The following is a 26,439-nucleotide window of genomic DNA, read 5'->3' as shown; positions in this document are numbered from 1 at the left end:
TACTTATGTTTCATTCACTGTGTCAATAAAACGTTGAAACGCTTGTCGCCCCGCTCGGTCTCTCTTATATACACCAGCGTCTTCTAGTACACGCGCAAACTTTTCCCCAAGTTCTTGTTCAACGATTTGGGTGACTGTTTCTTCGGTGATTAATGAATGCCTTTTCTTTATTGATTGTACCCAATTTTGGTGGTAGTCTGCAACGGTTACGTTTTCACCGAGTAAAGCCTGTTTTATCGTTTCTAACTCATCCTTTAACCGTGGCGGAAGTACCGCAAGCCCCATCACTTCAATAAGACCGATATTTTCTTTCTTAATATGATGGACATCTTCATGTGGGTGGAATAGCCCCGCTGGATGTTGCTTGGTCGTTCGATTGTTACGCAAAACAAGATCTAGTTCGAATTGATTGCCACGTTTTCGAGCGATCGGCGTAATGGTGTTATGTGGTGTTTTTTCAGTGTACGCCACAATATTAGCATCTGGATCGCTATAATCGCGCCATTTTGTAAGGATGTGATGAGCAGCATTGACAAGATAATGGCGATCTTCGTGTCGCAGGCGAATGACAGATAACGGCCATTTGACAACAGAGGCTTCAATCGACGGAAATGGATCGATTGAAAAACGAAACTCATCTTCAGCATTCGTCATCGCAAATGTATAACGTCCTGCCTGATAATGGTCATGTGACAAGATGCTACCGCCAACGATTGGTAAATCTGCGTTGGAACCGATAAAATAATGAGGAAATTGCTCAACAAATGCCGTTAAACGGGAAAATGTATCTCGTGTAATTGTCATTGGGCGGTGCTCACTGGAAAACACGATACTGTGCTCATTGTAGTAAACATAAGGCGAATATTGGAAAAACCATGTTTCGCCCTCTAATGGAATTTCAATAATGCGGTGATTGGATCGAGCAGGGTGTCCAATTCGACCAGCGTACCCCTCGTTTTCTTTGCATAATAGACATTGAGGATAGGCGATTTCTTGTTTCAGTTCGCGTTCTCGTTTGATTTGTTCAGGGTCTTTCTCTGGTTTTGATAAATTAATGGTAATGTCTAAATCACCATAAGCAGAAGGTGTGACAAATTCAATATTTTTAGCAATGCGTTTCGTTTGAATATAGTTCGTATCCTTACTGAATTGATAAAAGAAATCAGTTGCCAATACAGGTGATTCCTCGTATTTTTGATAGAAGGTTCGATTAATTTCAGAAGGTTTCGATACGAAGACATTCATCATTTGCGCTGATAATTTTTCCCTCTCGTCAAGAAGGTCCTCGATAATATTGTGACGAGCGGCATAGTCCGTTAACGATTCAAGTAGGTCTGGGATATCGTCATTGACGTGTGCAAGCGACTGTTCCTCAATAAATTCATTCACGTGAAGGTAACTGAGGATTTGGTTTCGTGCATAAATAGCATCTTGCCTCGTTATCATAGACTTGTCGATGGCACGCTGAACTAGCACTTCAACCGTTTGTGACAGATTGGTCATCGTAATGCCTCCTCATTTATTGTCATAACCCTTAGGATGTACTTGATGCCATGCCCACGCATCACGAATAATGCGGTGGATATCCGTGCGATGTGGATTCCAACCGAGAATGCGTTTGGCTTTATTGGAAGCAGCAATTAAGGTGCTCGGGTCCCCTGGGCGGCGTTCGGCGACTTTAGCAGAAATGTCGTGACCCGTCACATCACGTGCGGCATCAATGATTTGTTTGACTGAAAATCCTTGATTACTACCGAGGTTGAAAATGTCACTATTACCACCTTCTTTTAGGTACTTTAATGCCAAAATATGAGCGTCAATTAAATCTTCAACATGAATATAGTCACGAATACAAGTGCCATCTGCTGTATCGTAATCATCACCAAAAATGGAGATATGATCGCGTTGGCCAAGAGCAACTTGTAAGATGATCGGAATTAAATGGGTTTCTGGTCGGTGATCTTCTCCAATTTCTCCGTTACTTCTAGCTCCAGCAACATTAAAATAACGCAGTGAAACATAACCAATATCATGTGCAGCTTGTGTCCATTTCATCATTTTTTCCATTGTCAGTTTGGTTTCACCGTATGTGTTTGTAGGGTGTGTCGGCATTGTTTCTGTAATAGGTACTTGCTCTGGTTCCCCATAAGTAGCAGCAGTTGAAGAGAAGACAATATGCTTGATATCAAACTCTGTCATCACTTGTAATAAAGCTTGTGTGCCGTAGACATTGTTGTCAAAATACTGTAATGGTTTTTCCATCGATTCACCGACGAGCGAATGGGCTGCAAAATGCAGAACGCCATCAATTGATTCTTGTGAAAATATTTCTCGTAAAAACGACCGATCGCGAATATCACCTTGATAAAAATGAGCTTGTGGGTGAATAGCCTCTTGATGACCGGTTTTTAAATTGTCTATGACGACAACTTCATACCCTTGATCGATGAGCTGGTAAACAGCGTGGGACCCAATGTATCCAGCTCCCCCTAATACTAATACACGCATATACATCCTCCTCTTATTTTATTTCTTTAGCACCGTCACTAATAGCGGCGACATAAAAGCTAGGTTCGTAACCTATTGTCTTTTGATAATGTTGCTTGATTTCTTGTTTGACGTGTGCTGTGTTTTCTTTGGCCACAATTGCAATCGCACAACCGCCGAAACCCGCGCCAGTCATTCGAGCACCAATGACACCTGGTTGTGCCCAAGCAGCTTCGGTGATTGTATCGAGCTCAAGTCCTGTCACTTCATAATCATCTCTTAATGAAATATGTGATTGGTTTACCAGTTCGCCAAATACCTGCAGTTCACCTGCTCGTAATTTCTTTAGTGCATCAATCGTACGGGCATTTTCATACACCGCATGTTTGGCGCGTTGTTGATTGATTTCATTTTGAATGAGATGACGGTATGCTTCGAATCGCTTCGGTGTGAGTTCACCAAGTTGCTTGATGTTTAATTCTTGTTGTAAATCGCAGACAGCTTCTTCGCACTGTTGTCGGCGCTCATTATATTTGGAATCAGCTAATTCGCGACGTTTATTCGTATTAATAATAATGATATCATGTTTTTCTAATTGAATGGGGGCATACTCATAATCTAGCGTATCACAATCTAGCAACATGGCGTGATCTTTTTTCCCCATACCAATAGCAAATTGGTCCATAATGCCAGTGTTTACACCGATATAATCATTTTCCACTTGTTGACCGATGCGCACGAGTTCCATTCGGTCAATATTTAGCGAAAACATTTCCTCAATGATGACACCAGTGACTAATTCGATCGATGCCGATGACGATAATCCCGCTCCATTAGGGATATTGCCATAAAAAAGAATATCGAGTCCATGATCGATCGAATAGCCTTTTTGAAGTAAATAGTAAAACATTCCTTTTGGATAATTCGTCCAATGATCGGTTGGATGATCTGCTAACGAGTCTAAGGAAGATTCAGTCATTCCGTGTTCTGGGAAGTTAACGGAATAAAATCGTATGTGTCGATCTTTTCTAGGCTTCACACAAGCATATGTGCCAAAAGATATCGCAGCAGGGAAGACGTGACCACCATTATAATCCGTATGTTCGCCAATTAAATTGATTCGCCCTGGTGCAAAAAAAATGCGCGGATGTACATCGGTTTGAAATGTTTCTTTAAAATGATCGATCAACTTAAGTTTATCCACATTTATGTCTCCTTTTAAACTTAATTAATTTAATTTATTAACTATAGTATAATAAATGTGATGTAAAAATACAACCATATATCAATAAAAACAATGAATTAACAAAAATCAACAATATATTAACAAATAATTAATAAAATTACATATTTTAGATGGTAGAATCTATTACGTACAAATATTTTAAGGAGGGGAATTAATGAAACCTTTTGTCAAAAACAGATTTTTTCGTGTCGCTTTAACCATCGTTTTACTGTTTTCTGCCTTCAGTTATGGTTTTGTGCCAGTTGTTCCATTAAGTGCAGAAACGAATCAGATGGAAGATAAGCAGGTGACAAGCGAAGGGACACTAGAAACGACAGAAAGCGATGCTGACATCGACACGACAAACTCGATTAGCATTCAAGATGCAAAGAGCAAGATTGGTGAAACCGTTACAATAGAAGGGGTGGTGACGACAGACAATTTAGCAGCTCCTGATAGTACACAGCTGTCGACATATATTCAGGATGACGGTGCTGGCATTAATGTGTTTCACTATGATCTATCCAATGATTTGGCATTTCAACCTGGAGATAAAGTGCGTATCACAGGCAAAATCGAAGTGTATAATGGCCTAACTGAAATTATACCCAATCATAAGGATTCTGTGACGGTGATCGCTTCTAATCAACCGATACCTAATCCAAAACAAATAACAATCAAGCGTTTACAAAATGAAGCACGTTCAGAACCGTTAGAAGGTCAACTCGTATCAGTGACTGGTTATATTGATAATATTCCAACTAGTCCTGCTGGTGGGGGTTATAACATAACTTTCATAGATGACGAGTTTCATAGTACAACGTTAAGAGTTATGGAAGATACAATCGATATCGAATCATTGCAGGAGGGTGCTTGGTATGACGTTACAGCAGTGCTGGGGCAATATGATCGTTATCAGCTTCTTCCAAGGGATCAAGCGGATATAAAGAAAGCAAGTGAACAATCGGAAGCGCCCACACCAAGTAAAGAACATACAGCAACAGTTGCTTCTGTAACCGATGGGGATACGATTCGTTTAGAAGAACCAGTTTTAGGCTCAGACCGCGTCCGTTTTGTCAATATTGACACTCCAGAAACTAGCGTTAGTGGTAGTGAGGGTGTTGATGAGGAAAATCAAAAACAACATGGTGACAAAGCGACGGAATATTTACAGTCATTATTAGAAGAAGGCGAACAAGTGAAGCTAAAACTAGGAGAACAACCGACTGATGAATATGGACGGTTACTAGCTGAAGTGATAAATGAAGAAGGTGTAAATACGAATATAGAAATGGTGGAAGAGGGGTATGCCGTCACATACTTTATTTGGCCATTTGCTGATGAAAAAACGTATGATCAATATCAATCTGCCGTTCAACAAGCATATGAGTCTGAGAAAGGCATATGGAACCCTACTCATGGACTAAAGCAATTACCGTTTGAATATCGAGCAATGACTGAAGGTGGAGATTTCCATCGCTATGTTGGTCATTCAGAAACGAAGACATATGTAGAACCATTAGATTGGGAAGATGTTCCTGTTGCTAAACGAATCTTTTTTGCTAGTGCAGAAGAAGCGGAATCGGCAGGGTATCAACCATTAGAAGAAAATGAATCTGATGAATCTTATCTCGATGTGCAACTATTAGGCATGAATGATTTGCATGGAAAAATTGATCAAGAATACGAATTAGACATCACTGGAGACGGAGAAACTGACGGGACGTTTGGTAGAATGGATTATGTCTCCGCATATTTGAAAGAACGCGACCAACAACACCCTCATTCAAGAATTATTCATGCTGGTGATATGATCGGAGGGAGTTCACCTGTATCCGGTTTATTTCAAGATGAACCGACGGTAGAAATTTTAGAAGAAATCGGATTTGATTATGGTACAGTTGGGAATCATGAGTTTGATGAGGGGACAGACGAATTGTTGCGCATGGTGAATGGGGGAGAACACCCTGAAGAATTAGGAACGGATCACTATGATGGTATGGATTTTCAGAATCTATGTGCCAATTGTGTGTATAAGGATTCGGGGGAAACGATATTACCGCCATATGCTATCGAAACAATTGATGGTGAAAAAATTGGATTCATAGGGGTCAATACGCAAGCATCTGCAGGTATGGTTATGCCAGCGGGAATTGAAGATATCGAATTTACGGATGAAGTAACAGCTGTAAACGAATCCGTAGCTGATTTAAAAGCAGAAGGTGTAGAAGCCATTGTTGTACTTGCTCACCTTCCAGCTAGTCAAGAAGGCAATGTTGTCACAGGCGATTCCGCGCATTTGGCAAAACAAATTGATGACGAGGTTGATGTCATTTTTGCAGCGCACAATCATCAAGTGATAAATGGAGAAGTTGACGATAAATTAATTGTACAAGCTAGTGAATATGGGAAGGCATTCTCAGATGTCGATCTACGAATCAATCGAGATAGTGGAGACATTGTTGAAAAAGAAGCAGAAATCGTTTTTGTCGATCAGTCATCCGTCGATCCCGATCCTGCTGTTACCGATATACTATCAGGATATGCGGATAAAATTGAGTCAAGAATGAATCAAGTGATTGGTTACAATGGACAAGATTTAACGGGTGATTACTCGAATACTGGTGATCATGGACTGGGAAACGTGATTGCTGATAGTATGCGATGGACAATGGGGGATGCCGATTTCGCGCTAATGAATGGTGGCGGTATACGTGATGATTTGTTACAAGGAGACATTACTTGGGGAGATTTATATAACATCATGCCATTTGGTAATACGTTAATGAAGTTGGAGATTCAAGGGAAAGATTTGTATCCGATATTAAACGCGCAACTTTCGCCAACATATGGGCCGGATTATAGCGTTTCTGGCTTGCATTACAAATGGGATGAATCAGAAAATAAAGTAACCGATATTACATTCCCTAATGGTGAGCCGATTGATGGTGAGGCAATGTATACACTTGTTGTGAACAACTATATGGGTACGTCTCAAGGAGAAAAGTATCGTCCAATTGGTGAATTGGGAAGTCGTCCGCAATTAGGCCCATTAGATATCGATGCATTGGTGGATTATATGAAACAATTAAATACAACAGCGGACAACCCACTGCAAGCGGGACCCGAAGGTAGAATTGTCGCTGTAGATGGTGCTGAGGAGGAAGATGCCGAAGATGAGCATCCAACCCCCGGGCAGGGTGACAATGAAAATGAACAAGAAAATCCAGAAAAGAAAGAACATTTAAAAGTATCTACATCAAATGCCAATGGTCAGGTTAGAGTAGAAGAAGGTTCAATGGAAACAATTGCTGAGAACGGAACAGTGATTGTCGATATTGAAGATTCGGTAGCTGATATTATATTAACGAAACAGCAAGTTGAAATGTTAAAAGAAAAATCTGTTCTGCTTTCTTTTCAACTGTCTGATGTTACGGTAGATATCTCATCTAGTGAATTCCCATTAGAAGAAGTGAATGTTCAAATTCAGAAGCGAGATGATGTAAGAGATGCCAATCAAGCCATAAGTGATGTTTACGATTTTTCTATAAATGGAGGAGAAGTTGATACATTTACAACGCCAGTAACACTTAGATTCTCAGTAGACGAAATGGATCGAGATAACACAAATTTGCTAGCGATTTATCATTATAACGAATCCGACAATAAATGGGAACGTATGGGTGGTGACTATCAAAATGGGGTTATTTCAGCAGATACGAACCACTTCAGTACATTTGCAGTATTTGCATCAACAAGCGATCAAGTTGATGATCCCAATGGTCAAGAAACTGACACCGAGGAAGAAACTGAGCAAAATGAAGCGAACACATCAAACAAAACCCAAGATGATACCGAACAAACTGAGCAACAAAACTCAGCCACAGGTGAACAAGACTTGCCAGATACGGCCACAAATATGTTCACCATCTTACTTGCAGGTAGCCTAATGATTATTGCTGGTATTAGCTTCCGTTTATGGAGCAAAAGAGAACGGATGTAAAAAACGATCAGACGCTGTTACATTTCTGTTGTAACAGCGTCTGACATTTCCTAAGGGTAAACTGTGTTCGTACTTTATCGTCAGTTATCGTTGCGAAACGATATCGCGTTTCCGAATGTGATGAGCAGCTTTTACCATGTTTGCTAAGGCCGCAATGGTTTCTTCTTCTTGTCTGGTTTTTAAACCACAATCGGGATTAATCCAAAACTTCTCTACATCAATCGTATTAAGCGCACGTTCAATATTTGTTCTAATTTCTTCCACACTTGGTATACGTGGCTGTGAATATCATAAACGCCTAAGCCAATTTCTTTTTGATAATCATTTTCTTCAAATGTTTGAATCAATTCACCGTGGCTACGTGACGTTTCAATTGAAATAACATCTGCATCTAGTGCGTCAATGGTCTCATAGATGTCACTAAACTCTGAATAGCACATGTGCGTATGAATTTGTGTGCCTGGTTGAACAGAGGATGTCGCATATCGAAAAGCGCGAACAGCTGCATCGAAATAAGCGTTCCATCGGTTTCGATCTAATGGCAATCCTTCTCGCAGTGCTGGTTCGTCGACTTGTATGATAGAAATCCCTGCCTCTTCTAACGTTAATACTTCTTTTTCCAATGCCAACGCAATTTGATTTTGTACGGAATCACGTGAGAGTGCCTCATGTGCAAAAGACCAATTATAGATGGTGACAGGTCCAGTGAGCATCCCTTTTACCGGTTTTTCAGTTAGAGACTGAGCGTACACAACTTCTCTTACTGTCATTTCTTTTGTCCATTCGACATTGCCAACGATCAGCGGTGGCTTTACACAACGAGAACCGTATGATTGTACCCAGCCATATTCGGAGACAGTGAAACCATTTAACTTTTCACCGAAATATTCGACCATATCTGTTCGTTCAAATTCGCCGTGAACGAGCACATCGAGTTCTAATTCTTCCTGGATGTTTATCCATTTAGCGATTTCATCTCGAATAAACGATTGGTATTCGGAATCTGTGATTTCTTTTCTGCGCCATTTTCTTCTTGTGCTTCGTACTTCATCGGTTTGAGGTAAGCTACCGATGGTTGTTGTCGGTAGAATCGGCAGTGAGAGATGAGTCTCTTGTTCTTGTCTACGTTGTGTGAAAGGCAAGTTACGTGTCGGCATGGATGCAGTCACTGATGTATGTTCATCAAATTGCTGCGTAGCGAGAAAATTTTGCAATGCCTGTTTATGATCATGAATGGTATCCTCAACTGACTCTTTGCCGTGATTGCTCGCTTGAACGAGTGTTGTAATTTCACTTAATTTCTCATCTGCAAAACAAAGCGCCTCATAAATGGTTTGATCTAATTTGGATTCACTCGTTTTCGTGACGGGAACGTGTAAAAGGGAGCATGATGGCTGCATCCATATGTTACCCTCAGGTATCTCGCTTGAAAGTTCATCGATGATGGCTAGTTTACTTTCTAAGTCTGCCTGCCATACGTTGCGTCCATTAATGATTCCAGCAGCCAATGTTTTATCTTTTGGAAAGCCATATTTCTTTATAGATGACAGATTATCACCATAGACAAAATCTAATCCGATGCCTGTGACTGGTAATTGAATCAACCGTTGATAATCTGGAATATCGCTAAAATAAGTTTGCAATAATAGATTGGCTTCAGGCACAGCTTCCGTCAACTTGGTATAACATGCTTCGATTAGTTCCCACTCAGCAGTTGATAGGTTCGTTGCCAAAATCGGTTCATCAACTTGAATCCATCGAGCACCTGCTTCGGCTAACTCAGAAAATACTTGCTGATAGAGCGGAATGAACGTGGACAACCACTCTTGTAAAAGATCTGCATGCTTTCCTTTCGATAGTTTTAGAAACGTAATGGGACCAACGATAACCGGTTTGCCATCGATCCCACATTCACGTTTGGCCTCCTGGTAATCATTAAGTGGCGTATTTGCTCGTAAGCTTGGTTCTATATCATCTAATTCTGGAACGATGTAATGATAATTCGTGTTAAACCATTTCGTCATTTCAGCAGCAACAGCATCTTCTGTCCCGCGTGCCATCGCAAAATACGTATCTAACGTCGATCGGGATTGGGATTGAAACCGCTTCGGGATCACGTTAAACATAAATGCTGTATCAAGCATATGGTCATAAAAGGAAAAGTCACCAACGGGAATGTGTTCAATTCCGAGTTCCTTTTGCTTCTGTAGGTGATTCAGTCGTATCGTTTGTAACTCTTTTCGTAATCCTTCTTCGGTTTGATCCCCACGCCAATAACTTTCTAACGCGTGTTTCCATTCTCTGTCTTTTCCGATTCTCGGATAACCTATATTTGAACTAATAAACGTCGTCATAATGTACATGTTCCTTTCTCATCGATTGATTTTTCGTTTGATCATGAATATACTTTGTTAGTTCTACCGTTAAGTGATAATCCATAAAAGGTGTGACGAGATAAATGCCATGAAAATAATGAATGGCTGTATCAATTAATTCCTTTGCAATTTGCAGGCCTTCTTGTTTGGCGTCTTTTTTATTACGGTGTGCTTGCATCCTTGCTCGGACTTCATCGGAAAGCCCGATGCCAGGAACTTCATGATGGAGAAATTCTGCATTTTTGTGAGAGATAAGTGGCATGATACCTACAAAGATGGGGGTGTCAAGATGTTGTGTTTCTCGGTATAATGATATGATTTTTTCATGGGTGAAAATCGGCTGTGTCAAAAAATAATCTGTTCCATTATTGATTTTTCGTTTCATACGCTTGATGGTACGGTCTAATTTCTGGACATTGGCATTCAGTGCACCTGCAACGTGAAAGTTTGTTTGTGTTTGTAGTGACGTTCCAGCAAAGGATCGCCCTTGATTACATTGCTTGATTAAGCGAGTCAATTCCCCTGAAGTGACATCAAATACAGAAGAAGCCCCAGGAAAACCACCAATTCGTGTCGGATCACCGGTAATCGCTAAAATTTCATTAAACCCAAGCGTATGTAATCCCATGAGATGTGATTGTAAACCGATTAAGTTACGATCTCTACATGTCAGATGAATTAATAGTTTCGTTTTTATACCGATTTCTCTCATTTTCATGGCTATGGCGGTATTACTGATTCGTGGTGTAGCTAACGAATTATCGGCTAAGGTAATGGCGTCAACACCTATATCATCTAGCTCGCGAACGCCTTGAAAAAAGAGTGATGTATCCAAATGTTTCGGAGCATCCAATTCAACGATGACTGTATGACGCTCTTTCGCTAAGTCTTTTAAAGAAGTTGCCGTAGAATGAGGTGGAGCTGCTTGTGTAATGATATCCACTTTTGGTTTTACTTGTTTTGATGTGATCGGTGCTAAGGTTTGTGTCGCATCGTTAATGGCTGCAATGTGCTCTGGTGTTGTACCACAGCAACCACCGATTAGTCGCACACCTTGTTCGCGGAAAGATGCTGCACATTGTTTAAAATATTCAGCATGTTGATGGTAGACAAGTTTTCCATTTTCATAAGCTGGGAAACTTGCATTTGGGTAAGCCGCTAAGTGGGCATGATTTGGTATGGGAACTGTCTCGAGTGCCTCCAGCATGTGATGAGGACCTAGTCGGCAATTTACACCGACAACATCAGAGCCCAATTCTTCCAATTGGTGGAGGGCATCCGCTAATAATGTTCCATTTTCCAAAATACCTGGTTCATGCATTGATACATTCGTTACGATAGGGAGCGACGTTTCTTCTCTAGCAATCTTTAAAATTGTCATCAGTTCATCCATATCATAATACGTTTCTAGTAAAATACCATCAACGCCCGCAGATAAAAGGGTATAAAATTGTTCTTGAAAACTACGAATGATTTCTTTTTTGCTCGTAATGCGCTTTTGAACGCCTCTGATTCCTCCTATTGTCCCTAAGACAGCCGTATCTTCGTTGGCTGCTCGTTTGGCAATCTTGACTGCTTGTTGATTCAATTGGTGTACTTTCTCTTCAAGTCCATAGCGCGATAATTTAATGAAATTGGCTCCATACGTATTGGTTTGAATCACGTTAGCGCCAGCGGCAATGTATGATTGATGAATCCGTTGAACTTGTTCTGGATTGGTCAGATTAAATGATTCAAAGCATTGGTCAACGCCGTGAGAGTAGAGAAGTGTTCCCATCGCCCCGTCACCAACCACAATCTCATTTTGCAGTTTTTGCAATAACGTCATGTATCTACCTCCTTTCGATAATTCTAGAAAAAATTGACAGGATACATCTTTATAACATGTTACAGAAACGTGGTGATAAAATCAAGCAAATTTGGAAAAAGAAAAAAATATACCGATGAAGGCAATCACCGGTATGAAGAAAAAGGGGCTATCATATTGTGAGAAAGCAATTTTGAGAGCATTGCTCCATTTGGAACAATTATAATATATCAAATGAATACTAAATAGGTGTAAACGTTTCGTTAAAATCGTGTAAACTTTTTCCTCATCTTCGTTTTTTTGATTATAATGGAACGAGAAAGGGGAGGATTGCTATGTCAACAAGTCTATCAATTTGTTTTACGAGTGATGTTCATGGGTATGTGCATCCAACGAATTACCGTGATTCAACTGAACAACCATTAGGACTTGCGAAGCTTGCTACAATAATAGAACAAATAAAAGAACAGAAGCATATGCTTTTAATTGATAACGGGGATTTTATTCAAGGGAGTCCGTTCACATACTATTATGCAAAACAATATCCAGAAACACCTAGCCCAATGATTCAGGTGGCTAACACGATGGGGTATGATGTAGGTATACTTGGGAATCATGAATTTAATTATGGCATTTCTTATTTGAATCATGCCATAGAAGCATCACAGTATCCATGGTTATCAGCGAATATATTGGATAAGCAAACGAAAGAGCCATATTTCGAGCCATATGTCATACGAGAAATAAAGGGTTTGAAGATTGGTTTTATCGGGCTGACGACACATTTGATCCCGCAGTGGGAAGACCCATCACATATTGAATCACTTGTCTTTGAAGATGCGTGTAAAGCAGCAAAACGTTGGGTGCCCTATGTGCGAAAACAAGAGCGTCCTGACTTCTTAGTCGTTTGTTACCACGGCGGATTAGAAAGAGATCCTGAAACGAAAGAAGCAACTGAACCGATTACGGGAGAAAATCAAGCCGTTCAAATATGTCAGGAAGTCGATGGGATTGACCTACTACTAACAGGTCATCAACATCGCTTGCTCGTAAATCAAGTGAAAGAGACCCCATTGATTCAAGTGGGTCATCAAGGAGCTGCACTCGGCGAAATCGAAGTCACGTTTGATCAAAACAAAGCTGTGACTTCTGTTCGACCCATGATTCACGAGGTAGAGGAAACAACAAATACTAGTGAAGCGGTTTTAAATGATATGGAAGATAAAGAAAAAACAGTGCAAGATTGGCTCGATCAACCGATGGCACGTACGAGAGGGGACATGACCATTGATGATGCCTTTCAAGCTCGATTAACCGAACACCCTTTTATCGAATATATCAACCAGTTGCAGATGAAAGTTAGTGGTGCCTCGATTTCTTGTACGGCTATTTTTGATAATCAAGCACCGGGTTTTCCAGAAAACATATCCATGCGTGACGTTGTAACGAATTATATTTTTCCCAATACGTTAAAAGTAATCAAACTGAGAGGACGAGATATCAAGGAAGCGCTAGAACGAACAGCTCATTATTTTCAAGTAAAAGAGAATGGTGAAATGGGCATTCACCCCGAATTTCTTTATCCGAAACCCCAACATTATAATTACGATATGTGGGAAGGGATTGAATATACGATCAATGTGTCCAAGCCTGTAGGTCAACGGGTTGTACAACTAGATTATAACGAGCGTCCAATGGATATGGAAGAAGAATTCGCGGTGGTGATGAATCATTATCGTGCCAGTGGTGGTGGCGGTTATGAAATGTTTTCTGGTAAAGAAGTATTACAAGATATCCAGACTGATATGACCGAGATCATTGCTAATGACTTATTACAAGAGCAAATCATTGAAGCTTCTTGCAATCAAAACTGGAAAGTAGTCTATGAATAATTCCCATTTTCTATGATGAAATATATCAATTGTATAAAAAAATTTCAGTTTGAATGTATAAAATCTATCATTGTTGCCCAATAATGACAAATATGACAAGCCCATGTAACATCGTAATGTTTGTTACGATCTTTTAATCTCGATGTAACCACAAATGGTGAAATCATGTGTTATGCTACGGCTTGTCAACATGAAAGGAGGCAACAATGATGAGAAAAATTGTTGTGAGTATTGCGCTACTATTAACTAGCTTACTAGTTGTTGTACCACTTTCTGCAACGGAATATGAAGTGGTCGAAGGAGATAGCTTATGGGAAATAGCTCAAGAATACGATACGACTGTTGCCAAATTGAAAGAAATGAACGATTTGGAATCAGATCTTATTGTACCTAAGCAAACACTACAGATAGATAAAGAAATTACTTATCAAGTTCAAAGTGGAGATACATTGAGTGAGATTGCATTAGAATATGGTGTGACAGTCGATGATATAAAGGAATGGAATCAGTTATCGACGAACCTTATTTTAGTGGGAGAAGAATTAACAATTAAAGGTGTAACTGAAAAAGATAAAGAGGATGACTCATCTAAAAAGCAAGAAGAAACAAAGCAGGAAACAGAAGCAACACCTGTCGCTAGTGAACCGAACGTTGAACAAACATCAACTAAAGAAAACAATGCAGAAAGTGAAGAAAAAACAATCACAATGGAAGCTACGGCATATACGGCGCAATGCGATGGTTGCTCTGGAACAACAGCAACCGGTATTAACTTACTCGAAAATCGTAACATGAAAGTAATTGCCGTTGACCCAAATGTTATTCCACTTGGAACGCGTGTTCATGTCGAAGGATATGGTGAAGCCATTGCTGCTGATACAGGTGGCGCGATCAATGGAAATCGAATTGACGTACACGTACCAACGAAAGATGAAGCATATAGTTGGGGCAGACGCCAAGTCAAAGTGACCATTTTAGAGTCTTAATCTATTCCCTCTCAACGTAATGTTGGGAGGTTTTTTTGGTTTAGGTTAGTCTTATATAAAAACCATATCAATCAAAATAGGTCCATCATTTTACAAATACAGCTTGCTAAAATAGGTGGAATCGCTTATAATTTTAACAACGTTGTTATTATAAAATGTTAGCGATTACAGATGGGAGTGTGTCAGGTGAAAAAGAAATATGTTTTAGTAGGTACGGGTGGACGTGCGGAATTTTTTTATGGAGCGATGGTTCGAGATTTTCAAGAGACTTGTTCATTAATTGCCTTTTGTGACACGAATCAAACACGACTGGATTATGCGAATCAATTATTAGTAGAAAAGTATGATGTCGAAAAAATTCGTACGTATAAAGCAGATCAATTTGATGAGATGATTCAGGCTGAAAATCCTGATATTGTCATTGTCACTTCTGTGGATCGAACGCATCACCGTTATATCATTCGCGCCATGGAATTAGGTTGTGATGTCATTACAGAAAAGCCAATGACGGTTGATGAAGAAAAAACACAAGCAATTCTTGATGCTATTGAACGTACGGGCAAGCAGGTAAGAGTAACATTTAATTATCGTTATGCCCCGCACAATACGAAGATACGAGAGCTGATTCGTGATGGCGCGATTGGTGAAGTGAATTCCGTTCATTTTGAATGGGCGCTTGACACACAACATGGTGCGGATTATTTCAGGCGTTGGCATCGTGATAAACGTAACAGTGGCGGACTTTTGGTTCATAAATCGACACACCATTTCGATTTAGTGAATTTTTGGTTAGATACAACACCTGATACTGTCTATGCAACGGGTGGTCTTCATTTTTATGGGAAAGAAAATGCGGAACGAAGGGGAGAAACGAATTTCTATCAACGAGCATATGGCAGTGAACATGCGAAAAATGATCCGTTCGCGATTGATTTAGAAGCCAATGAACATTTAAAGTCGATGTATTTAGATGCGGAAAAAGAAGACGGATATCAGCGCGATCAAAGTGTATTCGGTGATGGAATTAGCATAGAAGATACGTTAGGGGTGATTGTTACGTATAAAAACAATGCTATTTTAACGTATTCACTCAATGCGTATTTGCCTTGGGAAGGATTTATGATTGCGTTTAATGGTAGTAAAGGACGCATTGAAGTTCAAGTGCGTGAACAATCTTATATCAATTCAGGCGGCGATAAAAGTGATGAAGGGAAACTGGATGAGAAAGTTATTCGCGTATTACCGATGTTTGGCGAGCCTTATGAAGTAGAAGTGAAAGAAGGAAAAGGCGGACACGGCGGTGGCGATCCTGTATTGTTAAATGATTTATTTGGAAAGCCAGCTGAGGATGAATTCAATCGAGCCGCTTCCCATATTGACGGCGCTGTTTCTATCCTTACTGGCATTGCAGGGAATCATTCATTACGAACAGGTCAAGCAGTAAAAGTGGATGATTTAGTAGATTTTTAAAAGGTGGAAGCGGAATAGACGGATTTATGTATAAATGCGTCAAACAGAAAGATAGAATACTTGTATTTGCATGAAAAATGAATATATGAGTCAAACAGAGAATTGAAAGGTAGCTGTTAGCATCGAAAATCCATTTATGCTTCAAATAGATGATGTAGCTAGCGCTGTTTGCATGAAAAATAAGTTGATCTGAATATTACTGGGAAATCGATTAGCATTACGGTGCCGATTTCCCAGTAATTTGTGATTTACCGGGAAATCGAGCAAGCGTCAGGCATAGATTTCCCAGTAATCGTAAAGTAACTGGTTTTCACTATATTTGTTGATCTTCTATTGTGTTTGTTCTATTTGAATGCTTTCTTCAGAAACGGAGTCTGTTGCGTTGTTGATACCAATCACACCAAAGAAAGCAATTAATAGAAGAAATAACGTAGCTAATAGTTTTCTCATTTTGTTATCCCTCCTAATTGTCAATCTATTGATTATTGTATATGATAGGAAATAAAATTGCTATTACAATTTTGTGAACAGGAGGATAATGATGACAAATGAGTTTCAAGAAGCTGAAATTGTCCATATTGAATCGATTGGTGAAGGGTCACGCGTCTGTATTGATTTTGTTGATCAGTTGAAATCGACAGAAGGAATATTGGTTGGAAATACGGGACATGGCTATATGATGGCGTTGGCAGAAAATCGTTCCACAGATACATATCCAGCCCGACCATTTCGAGTGAATAGTGGGGCGATCCATCATTATGTTGTAAAAAAAGAAGAACAGACTGCCTACTTAGCGGAGGTACAACCAGGTGATCTATTAAGTGTTGTTTCAGAGACAGGGGAATCAAGGTTGATTGCCGTCGGACGAGTGAAAATTGAAAAGCGTCCACTCATGCGTATAGTCGCACGAACTAATGCGACAGAGATTTCAGCCACCGTTCAAGAAGCTGATAGTGTTCATCTATTAGGGAACGATCCATTGGAACAACAAGCGATCCATTTGAAAACAGGAGATAAAATTTTGGTAAGAGTGGATCAGCCTGGTAGGCATCTTGGCGAAAAGATCGATGAGGAAATTTCTGAATATTAAAAAAGAATCGTTGACAAACGCATGATTACATAATAAGATAAGAGTAACATTTGAATCGGATGGCGTTGACGAAGAGAAGTAGCTTATTTGCAGCACAAAAAGAGAGCTGGTGGTTGGTGTGAACCAGTGTGCGTGATAAGTGAATGGACTTCCGAGCTCCAAACCGAACGCAGTTTTGTTAGTAGGATTTGGCGAGAGGCCCACTCGTTGCAAAGGGGTAGCGTTACATGTTTTACATCTGACGTGTGATAAGTGAGCTGATTCAATCAGCTAACAAAGGTGGTACCACGGGTTTTCTCGTCCTTTTTGGGATGAGGGGACCCGTTTTTTGTTTATACGCTCGTCTAGTGAAAAACTATCAGTGTTTACAATGGAATCGGACAAATCGATGAGAAAGGGAAGTACTTTTCTCCGCTGCATCACAGAGAGTCGGGGTAGCTGGAAACCGGCATGCATGGGAAAAGGAATGGGCTTTCGAGAGTGCTCTGGAATATAGTATAGAGCAACGCTTGATCAGCGTTATTGGATCAATGAGCGGAAGGAACAAAATAATCCTTCAAGTAGAGGTGGCACCGCGGTCGTCATAAACCGTCCCTATCAACGTAACAAAGCTTTGCGTTTATAGGGACGGTTTATTTATTTCGCAAAAAGGAGTGAAGCAGATGGTCGAATATAAAAGTGAAACGTTGAATGGTGACATGATCACACCGATATCGATCTTTCATCGCGTGGAAGGAGAAAAGAAATTTTTATTAGAAAGTTCAGGTAGTCATCATGACAAAGGGCGGTTCTCCTTTATTGGGTTCAACCCATATAAAGAGATTATTGGCGAAGAACGGTCAACCACCGTCATCAACCATGTGCAAGGAACCGAAGAAAGATTTGAGCAATTACCGTTAGAAGTGGTTAAAGCACATATTCCACAGCAAGAATTGCCACTACCCTATGTTTTTTATGGTGGCGCGATTGGTTATATCGGTTATGATGCGATTCGTCAATATGAAGATATCGGTGAATTACTCGATGATGAAATTGATATGCCAGATGTTCACATGATGTTTTATCAAGATGTGATTGTCTATGATCATCTCAAACAAAAGCTAACCATTATGAGTATTAATTTGGACGGTACAAGAGATGAAAAGCAATTGGACATAAGCCTGGACAACTTGAAACAGCAAGTCACCACACCAGAAACGAAGATGACAGATGAAGAATTAAAGATTGACTTTCATACCTCGATTCAACAAGCGGATTATATGGAAATGGTCGAAAAGGCGAAACAACACATTATCGATGGTGATACGTTTCAAGTGGTTCTTTCACAGCGGATGAAGGCGAGTTTCGATGCCGATCCTTTCACGTTTTACCGGAGACTGCGCGTAGCGAATCCATCACCATATATGTATTTTATTGACTTCAAAGATTATATTGTACTCGGCGCTTCGCCTGAAAGTTTAATCAAAACGACAGGAAGTGAAGTCATTACGAACCCGATTGCAGGCACACGACCGCGAGGAAAAACTGATCATCAAGACCAAGCGTTAGCTGATGAATTACTTGCCGATGATAAAGAACGGGCCGAACATAAGATGTTGGTGGATCTCAGTCGTAATGATTTAGGTCGTGTTTGTAATGTTGGGTCTGTCAATGTACCAAAATATATGACCATTGAACGCTATCAGCATGTGATGCACATTGTGTCAGAAGTACATGGCACATTAACCGATGACTATACGGGACTGGATGCACTGATCTCAACATTGCCAGCGGGAACAGTGTCAGGTGCCCCCAAGATACGAGCGATGCAAATTATTAACGACTTAGAAGCGAAAAAACGTGGTGTCTACTCTGGGGCTGTTGGTTATATTAACATGAATGGCGATTTAGATTTAGCACTGGCGATTCGGACGATGGTGATTAAAGGGCAACTTGCTTATGTGCAGGCAGGAGCAGGCGTTGTATATGATTCTGATCCCGCATCAGAATATCAAGAAACGTTAAATAAAGCGAAATCTTTATTGGAGGTCAGTCAAAAATGATGTTGTTAATCGATAATTATGATTCATTTACGTATAATTTATATCAATATATTTCAGAGCTTGGGAACGAAGTCGAAGTCGTCCGTAATGATAAGATTACGATAGAAGATATCCGACAAAAACAACCAGAATCGATTATTCTCTCACCGGGACCTGGGACGCCACAAGAAGCAGGCATATGCATAGATGTTGTGAAGGAACTGGCCAGTGAATATCCGATTTTAGGAATTTGTTTAGGCCATCAAGCGATTGGTGCAGCGTATGGAGCGGAGATTACACATGCTGAACAAATCAAACATGGTAAAACGTCGATGATTCGTCACAATAATGATGAAATTTTTAACTATTTGGAACAACCGTTAGAAGTGATGCGATACCACTCGTTAACAATTGGTAAAAAAAGCGTGCCTGAAGAATTACTCGTCACTGCAACGGCTATGGATGACAAAGAAATTATGGCCATCAAGCATACGTATTTGCCCGTTTACGGATTACAATTTCACCCTGAATCAATCGGAACCGGAAGAGGAAAACAGTTATTAGACAATTTCTTTCAAGCTGTTAAGAGAAAGGAGACGAAATCATGAAGGAATATCTGAAAAAAGTCGTTAACCAAGAAGATTTAACCCTCGAGGAAATGAAACAAGCAGCAGAAGTGATGTTTCAAGAGGAAACGAGTGATATTGCGATTGGTGGTTTTTTATCAGCATTATCGTCCAAAGGTGAAACATCTGATGAAATAGCCGGCCTTGTCCATGTGATTCGAGAAAAATCAACCTTACAGCTACCACAAGATATAGCAGATGCTCTAGATAATTGTGGTACTGGTGGCGACGGCTCACAAAGCTTTAATATTAGTACGACGTCAGCCTTTGTGATCGCAGGCGCTGGCATTACGGTAGCGAAACATGGTAACCGCAGCGTTTCAAGCAAAACAGGCAGTGCTGATGTACTCGAACATTTAGGGGTATCGTTGAATTTCTCACCTGAACAAACACAAGAGATTTTGAAAGAGAACGGCATTGCCTTTTTATTTGCACCGCACGTCCACCCGGCCATGAAGCGTGTGATGCAAGTGCGTAAAAATCTAGGCATACCGACGATTTTTAATTTAATTGGCCCATTAACCAATCCGATTGAATTATCGACCCAATTGTTAGGTACGTATCGACGGGATTCATTAGATATTATGGCAAATGCATTGAATAAATTAGGCAGGAAACGCGCATTGGTCTTAAACGGTGCGGGGTATATGGACGAAGCTTCTTTAGCTGGGGAGAATCATTTGGTATTATTAGATCGAGGCGAATTATTACCGTTTACGTTAACGCCTGAAGAAGTTGGTTTATCAACGATTGATAATGAACAAATTAAAGGTGGAGACGCAAAAGAAAATGCTGCGATTCTTCGTCGTGTGTTAGAAGGAGAAACGGGTCCTTACCGCGATACGGTGATCATGAACGCGGGTCTTGCGATTTTTGCCAATGGAAAAGCTGGAACTGTCCAAGAAGGTGTTGATTTCGCACGTGAGTCCATCGATTCAGGTGCAGCATTAACAAAACTCGATCAATTGATCACATATAGCCAAAAGATCAGTCAAGAGGTGTAATATGACCATTCTAGACAAGATACTCATTGAAAAAGAAAAGGAAGTAGCCGCATTAAAAGCTGACTATCAGCCAGGCACCTTACAAACAAAGAAAGTAAATGCTTCGCTCTACAAGCAGTTTATGGAAGCTGATTATATCAGTATTATTGCCGAGATGAAGCGCGCGTCACCATCGAAAGGATTAATTAATGATGGGATCAATCCAGCGCAACAAGGGCAAATCTATCAATCTTGTGGTGCTGGGGCGATATCGGTGTTAACGGATGAACCTTTTTTTCAAGGTACAATGAAAGATCTACAAGCCGTTCGAGAAGTTGTTGATGTGCCGATTCTAAATAAAGATTTTATGATCGACGAAATTCAAATTGATCGTGCGAAAGACGCAGGAGCCAACGTCATTTTACTCATTGCAGCTGCCTTACCGCTTAAGCGTTTAGACGAGTTATATCAGTACGCAAAAAAACAAGGCTTAGATATTTTATTTGAAGTGCATAACGAAGAAGAGATGAAGGTGGCCAAAACAATCGGTGCTGAGATTATCGGTATTAACAACCGCGATTTAAAAACATTTCATGTGGATCTAGCGACAACGGAAAGGCTTGCTGATCAAGTCAATCCAGATGAAGTGTTATTAATTAGTGAAAGTGGTATGAAGGAAAAGAAGGATGTAGAGAGAGTGAAGAGAGCTGGCGCAAAAGGCATTCTCGTCGGCGAAACGATGATGCGTTCGGCTGACTTGAAGGAAACGTTTGATATACTACGGGTGCCGTTAGGAGAGTAGATAATGGTTCAAGTAAAAATTTGTGGATTGAAACATGAAACGGCCGTGCGAGCAGCTGTTGATGTGGGAGCTGATTTTCTAGGATTTGTATTTGCCCATAGTAAGCGTCAAGTGAGCGTTGAACAAGCGAAACAACTCGCCCAAAACGTGCCATCACATGTCAAGAAAGTCGGTGTATTTGTAAATGAAGAGCTCTCCAGCATTCAGCACGCAATCACAGAAGCAGGCCTTGATTATGTCCAACTCCATGGTGATGAGTCACCTGCGTTTTGTCAGCAAATAGGAGTTCCTGTGATAAAAGCTTTTCAAGTGATATCGACAGAAGATGTGGAACAAATAGGTGCGTATGATTGTGCTTATTATTTACTCGATAGTCCAGCAGGGAAATATCGTGGAGGAAATGGTGAGACGTTTGATTGGACGCTCACGAAACAGTATGATTTTTTAAATAAACGCGTGATTCTTGCTGGCGGTTTGCGACAAGATAATGTTCAAGAGGCAATTGATGAAGTACAACCTACAGCAGTTGATGTGTCTAGCGGTGTTGAAACCGATGGAGAGAAAGATGTTGAGAAAATACAAGCATTTATAAATACGGTGAAGAAAGGTGAGTAATATGGCAACATACAATGAACCCAATCATACAGGTCATTTTGGCAACTTTGGTGGACGTTTTATTCCCGAAACGCTCATGCCTGCAGTATTGGAATTAGAAAAAGCGTATCAAGAAGCAAAGAATGATCCAACGTTTGTTGATGAGTTTCAAGATTATTTATCCGAATATGTTGGACGAGAGACACCATTGTATTACGCTGAGCGTTTTTCAAAAAAGTTCGGTGGACCTAAGGTGTATCTAAAACGAGAAGATTTAAATCATACAGGCGCTCATAAAATTAATAATGCGCTCGGACAAGCGTTATTAACGAAGCGAATGGGTAAGAAGAAAGTGGTTGCTGAAACGGGTGCAGGGCAGCACGGTGTAGCGACGGCAACGGTATGTGCATTGCTTGGGTTAGAATGTGTCATTTTTATGGGCAAAGAAGATGTCCGTCGTCAGAAACTGAATGTCTTTCGTATGGAATTGCTTGGTGCGCGTGTAGAAAGTGTTGAGCAAGGAAGCGGAACGTTAAAGGATGCTGTTAATGAAGCCTTGCGTTATTGGGTAAGCCATGTTGAAGATACGCATTATATCATCGGGTCTGTCGTTGGACCACATCCATTTCCGCAAATGGTACGTGATTTCCAAAGCATGATTGGACGTGAAACGAAAAAGCAAGTAAAAGAAAAAGAAGGACAGCTACCGAATGCTGTTGTGGCTTGTATCGGTGGCGGCAGTAATTCGATGGGGATGTTCTACCCATTTGTTGAGGATGAAAAGGTTCGTTTATACGGAGTAGAAGCTGGTGGCGAAGGTGTTGATACGGACAAACATGCCGTCACTTTAACATATGGTGAAAAAGGGATTTTACATGGAACGATGACGTATTTGTTACAAGATGAAGATGGGCAGATTCAGGAAGCTCATTCAATTTCCGCTGGTTTGGATTACCCGGGTGTTGGTCCAGAACATAGTCATTTAAAAGAAGAAGGTCGCGTCAATTATGTACACATTACAGATGAAGAAGCACTAGAAGGATTGAAAGAATTATCGCGCACCGAAGGAATCCTTCCTGCATTAGAAAGTGCTCATGCGATTGCCTATGCGATGAAGCTTGCCAAAGAAATGACGGAAGATGAAGTGATGGTGATTTGCTTATCGGGTCGTGGTGATAAAGACGTTGAAACGGTAAGAGATGCGTTCGGAGGTGAAGTGAATGGGTAAAGAAAAGTTAGATCAAGCATTTAGGGCAGTGAAAGCACAAGGTGATAAAGCATTTGTTCCATATATTATGGCAGGCGACGGTGGACTTGATCAGCTAGATGAGCAACTTGCCTTTTTAGAAGAAGCGGGAGCAACTGTTGTCGAACTGGGGATTGCTTTTTCTGATCCAGTAGCGGATGGCCCAACGATTCAAGAAGCAGGACTCCGAGCGCGCGCGAATGGTGTTTCGTTAACAGCTGTCTTAGAAAAGTTGAAAGAATCAAAAGAACGTCGTAACATTCCGATCGTTTTAATGACTTATATCAATCCGATCCATGCTTATGGCGTAGAGGCTTTTGCGAAGAGTTGCCAAGAAGCAGGAGTGGATGGCTTAATTATTCCTGACTTGCCATTGGAAGAAGAAGGGATCATTGTTCCAGCATTACAACAGCATGATATCGCGCTGATTCGTCTTGCTGCATTAACGAGCACAAAAGAGCGTCTTGCTGACATCGCTCAACGTACAGAAGGTTTTCTATATGCTGTGACTGTCACAGGGACAACGGGAGCGCGTTCCTCTTTTCAAGAACATTTAGGCGAGCATCTCGCTTCACTGCAACAACAGTGTGAAGCACCTGTTCTTGCTGGGTTTGGCGTATCCACACCTGATCATGTGAAGGCACTTACGAAGCATTGCGATGGTGTGGTTGTAGGCAGTAGAATTGTAGACTCATTGCATAAAGGTGACAGAGATACCATTCGTGAATTGATTGAAGCAGCAAAGCAATAATTTAAAGCTAGAGAGCGGAAGAAAGAACATTTGTAAAATCACTGTACAATAGTAACTGGAAAATATACGAGACGCTAGGGGAAAAGCGAGAGTGCCAAGACCCCGCAACGAGTGTTTTTCTCGTGAGGAGGCTTGGTCCGAGCCCCAGGCAAGCAAGTATATTTTCCAGTTACGTTGTGTTTATAGCTTATTTAGAAAAGAAAATCTCTATATTTCAGTATGGTCCTATTCTAGAGTGATTCAGCTTTTTTTACCCTTCGTACATTTTTGCTATTTTTTCTTGTAATTCTTGGTCGGCGACATATTCGTCATAACTAATTTCTTTATCAATAATGCCTGCTGGTGTGATTTCGATCAAGCGGTTAGCTACCGTGTTAATAAATTCATGGTCATGCGATGTGAATAGAATCGAGCCCTTAAATCGAATCAACCCTTTGTTTAATGATGTGATCGATTCTAAGTCTAAGTGGTTCGTCGGTTCATCAAACACTAAGACGTTTGCATTGCTTAACATCATTTTTGATAGCATACAACGTACTTTCTCTCCACCTGATAGCACATTTGCCTTTTTCAAAGCTTCATCACCAGAGAAAAGCATGCGCCCTAAAAATCCACGTAAGAAGGTTTCCGTTTGATCATCAGGTGAATATTGACGTAACCAATTGACTAAGGTCATATCATTTCCTTCAAAAAAGCGTGAATTGTCTTTAGGGAAATAAGATTGTGACGTCGTGACGCCCCACGTATAACTTCCTTCATCTGGCTCCATTTCACCCATTAAAATATCAAACAAGACAGTTTTCGCATTCTCGTTCGGTCCGACAAATGCGACTTTGTCATAAGGTTTCAGTGTGAAGCTAACGTTATCGAGCACTTTCTCTCCATCAATCGTTTTGCTTAACCCTTCCACACGTAATAAGTCATTACCAATTTCGCGTCCTGGTTCAAAATGAACATACGGATAGCGACGAGAAGACGGCTTAATATCATCTAATGTGATACTATCGAGTAATTTTTTACGTGATGTGGCTTGTTTTGATTTGGATGCATTGGCACTGAATCGTGCGATAAAGTTTTGGAGATCTTTAATTTTTTCTTCTTTCTTCTTATTTTGTTCCTTCGCCATTTTCATAGCCAGTTGACTCGATTCATACCAGAAATCATAATTTCCGACGTAGATTTCGATCTTGCCATAATCAACATCAGCAATGTGTGTACACACTTTGTTTAAAAAGTGACGATCGTGAGAAACAACAATGACTGTGTTTTCAAAATTAATCAAAAACTCTTCTAACCATTGAATCGCTTGAATATCCAAGTGGTTGGTCGGCTCATCGAGTAGCAAAATATCAGGATTACCGAATAATGCTTGTGCAAGTAACACTTTCACTTTCTGGGCACCTGTTAAATCAGCCATGAATTTATGGTGTAAATCTTCCCCAATGCCAAGACCTTTTAATAAAATGGCTGCATCGGATTCTGCTTCCCAACCGTTCATTTCTGCAAATTCACCTTCAAGTTCAGCAGCGCGCATGCCGTCTTCCTCAGTGAAATCACCTTTCATATAAATCTCATTCTTTTCCTTCATCACTTCATACAAACGCGTATGTCCCATGATAACGGTCTGAAGCACTTCATATTCTTCATAAGCAAAGTGATCTTGTTTTAAAACGGCGAGACGTTGATCTTTCCCAATGGACACATTCCCTGTTTGCGGTTCAATTTCACCTGACAAAACCTTGAGAAATGTCGATTTTCCAGCACCATTTGCGCCAATGAGCCCATAACAATTCCCAGGCGTGAATTTTATGTTCACGTCTTCAAATAACTTCTTATCACCATAGCGTAAACTTACATTTGTTGCTTGTAGCATTTATTGAATTCCTCCATACATTCTATATCATATGGTAAGCTTAAGGGATTTTATCAATGAAGTCAATTCACGCAAGACACAATGAATCTTAGGAATGACTGAAAAAAATTATCTTTGCTGTTGACATCTGAATCAGTATGCTATATTATAATACCCATAGGGGTAATCGAGGGCGAACGAAATTCATGATTACACATATTTTTTTACA

Annotated in this window: 17 protein-coding genes, 1 pseudogene and 2 other annotated features; of the genes and pseudogenes, 12 read left to right on the top strand and 6 right to left on the bottom strand. The window is 40.4% G+C overall.

What is annotated here, in order from left to right; genetic code table 11:
• Positions 1-3 precede the first annotated feature (3 nt).
• The 3 genes from galT to J416_RS03815 are packed head-to-tail and all read right to left on the bottom strand — an operon-like array spanning position 4 to position 3,691.
• Positions 4-1,503 carry a UDP-glucose--hexose-1-phosphate uridylyltransferase gene (gene galT / locus J416_RS03825; RefSeq protein ID WP_003465239.1) on the bottom strand — a complete coding sequence of 500 codons (1,500 nt, stop codon included), beginning with the start codon at positions 1,501-1,503 and terminating at the stop codon, positions 4-6.
• A gap of 12 nt (positions 1,504-1,515) precedes the next feature.
• Positions 1,516-2,508, bottom strand: a complete 993-nt coding sequence (gene galE / locus J416_RS03820; RefSeq protein WP_003465235.1) for a UDP-glucose 4-epimerase GalE — start codon at positions 2,506-2,508, stop codon at positions 1,516-1,518.
• Positions 2,509-2,521: 13 nt separating this feature from the next.
• Positions 2,522-3,691: a galactokinase gene (locus tag J416_RS03815; RefSeq protein WP_003465233.1), complete on the bottom strand. Its 1,170-nt coding sequence runs from the start codon at positions 3,689-3,691 to the stop codon at positions 2,522-2,524.
• A 196-nt stretch (positions 3,692-3,887) separates the two neighbouring features.
• On the opposite strand from J416_RS03815, the gene J416_RS03810 reads away from it, so the two are divergent.
• Positions 3,888-7,715 carry a 5'-nucleotidase C-terminal domain-containing protein gene (locus tag J416_RS03810; protein WP_003465230.1) on the top strand — a complete coding sequence of 1,276 codons (3,828 nt, stop codon included), beginning with the start codon at positions 3,888-3,890 and terminating at the stop codon, positions 7,713-7,715.
• Between the two features lie 84 nt (positions 7,716-7,799).
• Here J416_RS03810 and metE read toward each other — a convergent pair.
• Together metE and J416_RS03800 are read right to left on the bottom strand one after the other, a co-directional pair.
• Positions 7,800-10,069: pseudogene (metE, locus tag J416_RS03805) on the bottom strand (5-methyltetrahydropteroyltriglutamate--homocysteine S-methyltransferase).
• Entirely contained in the window at positions 10,053-11,918 is a 1,866-nt protein-coding gene (locus J416_RS03800; RefSeq protein ID WP_003465220.1) for a bifunctional homocysteine S-methyltransferase/methylenetetrahydrofolate reductase, read from the bottom strand. The pseudogene metE and the gene J416_RS03800 overlap by 17 nt, the downstream one beginning before the upstream one ends.
• A gap of 314 nt (positions 11,919-12,232) precedes the next feature.
• Between J416_RS03800 and J416_RS03795 the strand changes: the two genes are divergently transcribed.
• The 11 genes from J416_RS03795 (at position 12,233) to trpA (ending at position 24,358) form a co-directional block, all read left to right on the top strand.
• A complete protein-coding gene (locus tag J416_RS03795; protein WP_003465214.1) occupies positions 12,233-13,789 on the top strand; it encodes a bifunctional metallophosphatase/5'-nucleotidase in 1,557 nt (518 codons plus the stop codon).
• 209 nt (positions 13,790-13,998) lie between these two features.
• Positions 13,999-14,775, top strand: coding sequence for a 3D domain-containing protein (locus J416_RS03790; RefSeq protein WP_003465213.1), 777 nt, complete (start codon positions 13,999-14,001; stop codon positions 14,773-14,775).
• A gap of 186 nt (positions 14,776-14,961) precedes the next feature.
• On the top strand, positions 14,962-16,245 hold the full coding sequence (locus tag J416_RS03785; protein ID WP_003465212.1) for a Gfo/Idh/MocA family protein: 1,284 nt from the start codon (positions 14,962-14,964) through the stop codon (positions 16,243-16,245).
• 541 nt (positions 16,246-16,786) lie between these two features.
• Complete coding sequence (locus J416_RS03780) at positions 16,787-17,335, top strand: 3-dehydroquinate synthase II domain-containing protein (RefSeq protein ID WP_003465211.1); 549 nt, start codon at positions 16,787-16,789, stop codon at positions 17,333-17,335.
• 56 nt (positions 17,336-17,391) lie between these two features.
• Positions 17,392-17,643: a binding site (T-box leader), on the top strand.
• Positions 17,644-17,714: 71 nt separating this feature from the next.
• Positions 17,715-17,934, top strand: a binding site (T-box leader).
• 63 nt (positions 17,935-17,997) lie between these two features.
• Positions 17,998-19,377, top strand: coding sequence for an anthranilate synthase component I (gene trpE, locus J416_RS03775; RefSeq protein WP_003465210.1), 1,380 nt, complete (start codon positions 17,998-18,000; stop codon positions 19,375-19,377).
• Positions 19,374-19,964 carry an anthranilate synthase component II gene (locus J416_RS03770; protein ID WP_003465208.1) on the top strand — a complete coding sequence of 197 codons (591 nt, stop codon included), beginning with the start codon at positions 19,374-19,376 and terminating at the stop codon, positions 19,962-19,964. The genes trpE and J416_RS03770 overlap by 4 nt, the downstream gene beginning before the upstream one ends.
• The gene (gene trpD, locus J416_RS03765; RefSeq protein ID WP_003465206.1) at positions 19,961-20,986 is read left to right on the top strand and encodes an anthranilate phosphoribosyltransferase; all 1,026 of its coding nucleotides are present in this window, start codon (positions 19,961-19,963) and stop codon (positions 20,984-20,986) included. The genes J416_RS03770 and trpD overlap by 4 nt, the downstream gene beginning before the upstream one ends.
• Before the next feature lies 1 nt (position 20,987).
• Complete coding sequence (trpC, locus tag J416_RS15665; protein WP_003465205.1) at positions 20,988-21,767, top strand: indole-3-glycerol phosphate synthase TrpC; 780 nt, start codon at positions 20,988-20,990, stop codon at positions 21,765-21,767.
• A gap of 3 nt (positions 21,768-21,770) precedes the next feature.
• Positions 21,771-22,382, top strand: coding sequence for a phosphoribosylanthranilate isomerase (locus J416_RS15660; protein WP_003465203.1), 612 nt, complete (start codon positions 21,771-21,773; stop codon positions 22,380-22,382).
• A gap of 1 nt (position 22,383) precedes the next feature.
• The gene (gene trpB, locus J416_RS03750) at positions 22,384-23,589 is read left to right on the top strand and encodes a tryptophan synthase subunit beta (protein WP_003465201.1); all 1,206 of its coding nucleotides are present in this window, start codon (positions 22,384-22,386) and stop codon (positions 23,587-23,589) included.
• Positions 23,582-24,358, top strand: coding sequence for a tryptophan synthase subunit alpha (trpA, locus tag J416_RS03745; protein ID WP_003465199.1), 777 nt, complete (start codon positions 23,582-23,584; stop codon positions 24,356-24,358). Before trpB ends, trpA begins: the two co-directional genes overlap by 8 nt.
• A gap of 250 nt (positions 24,359-24,608) precedes the next feature.
• Here trpA and J416_RS03740 read toward each other — a convergent pair whose 3' ends face one another.
• Complete coding sequence (locus J416_RS03740) at positions 24,609-26,231, bottom strand: ABC-F family ATP-binding cassette domain-containing protein (protein ID WP_003465197.1); 1,623 nt, start codon at positions 26,229-26,231, stop codon at positions 24,609-24,611.
• Positions 26,232-26,439 lie beyond the last annotated feature (208 nt).

This window comes from Gracilibacillus halophilus YIM-C55.5, assembly GCF_000359605.1.
GTDB classification, from domain to species: Bacteria; Bacillota; Bacilli; order Bacillales; family Amphibacillaceae; genus Gracilibacillus; species Gracilibacillus halophilus.
The sequence above is the reverse complement of the archived record's forward strand: the minus strand, read 5'-3'. Positions and strand labels throughout refer to the sequence as shown.

Excerpts from the sequence above, each read along its gene's own strand:
- galT (WP_003465239.1), bottom strand. The coding sequence starts at position 1,503 with ATGACCAATCTGTCACAAACGGTTGAAGTGCTAGTTCAGCGTGCCATC.
- galE (WP_003465235.1), bottom strand. The coding sequence starts at position 2,508 with ATGCGTGTATTAGTATTAGGGGGAGCTGGATACATTGGGTCCCACGCT.
- J416_RS03810 (WP_003465230.1), top strand. The coding sequence starts at position 3,888 with ATGAAACCTTTTGTCAAAAACAGATTTTTTCGTGTCGCTTTAACCATC.
- J416_RS03800 (WP_003465220.1), bottom strand. The coding sequence starts at position 11,918 with ATGACGTTATTGCAAAAACTGCAAAATGAGATTGTGGTTGGTGACGGG.
- J416_RS03795 (WP_003465214.1), top strand. The coding sequence starts at position 12,233 with ATGTCAACAAGTCTATCAATTTGTTTTACGAGTGATGTTCATGGGTAT.
- J416_RS03790 (WP_003465213.1), top strand. The coding sequence starts at position 13,999 with ATGAGAAAAATTGTTGTGAGTATTGCGCTACTATTAACTAGCTTACTA.
- J416_RS03780 (WP_003465211.1), top strand. The coding sequence starts at position 16,787 with ATGACAAATGAGTTTCAAGAAGCTGAAATTGTCCATATTGAATCGATT.
- trpE (WP_003465210.1), top strand. The coding sequence starts at position 17,998 with ATGGTCGAATATAAAAGTGAAACGTTGAATGGTGACATGATCACACCG.
- J416_RS03770 (WP_003465208.1), top strand. The coding sequence starts at position 19,374 with ATGATGTTGTTAATCGATAATTATGATTCATTTACGTATAATTTATAT.
- trpD (WP_003465206.1), top strand. The coding sequence starts at position 19,961 with ATGAAGGAATATCTGAAAAAAGTCGTTAACCAAGAAGATTTAACCCTC.
- trpC (WP_003465205.1), top strand. The coding sequence starts at position 20,988 with ATGACCATTCTAGACAAGATACTCATTGAAAAAGAAAAGGAAGTAGCC.
- J416_RS15660 (WP_003465203.1), top strand. The coding sequence starts at position 21,771 with ATGGTTCAAGTAAAAATTTGTGGATTGAAACATGAAACGGCCGTGCGA.
- trpB (WP_003465201.1), top strand. The coding sequence starts at position 22,384 with ATGGCAACATACAATGAACCCAATCATACAGGTCATTTTGGCAACTTT.
- trpA (WP_003465199.1), top strand. The coding sequence starts at position 23,582 with ATGGGTAAAGAAAAGTTAGATCAAGCATTTAGGGCAGTGAAAGCACAA.
- J416_RS03740 (WP_003465197.1), bottom strand. The coding sequence starts at position 26,231 with ATGCTACAAGCAACAAATGTAAGTTTACGCTATGGTGATAAGAAGTTA.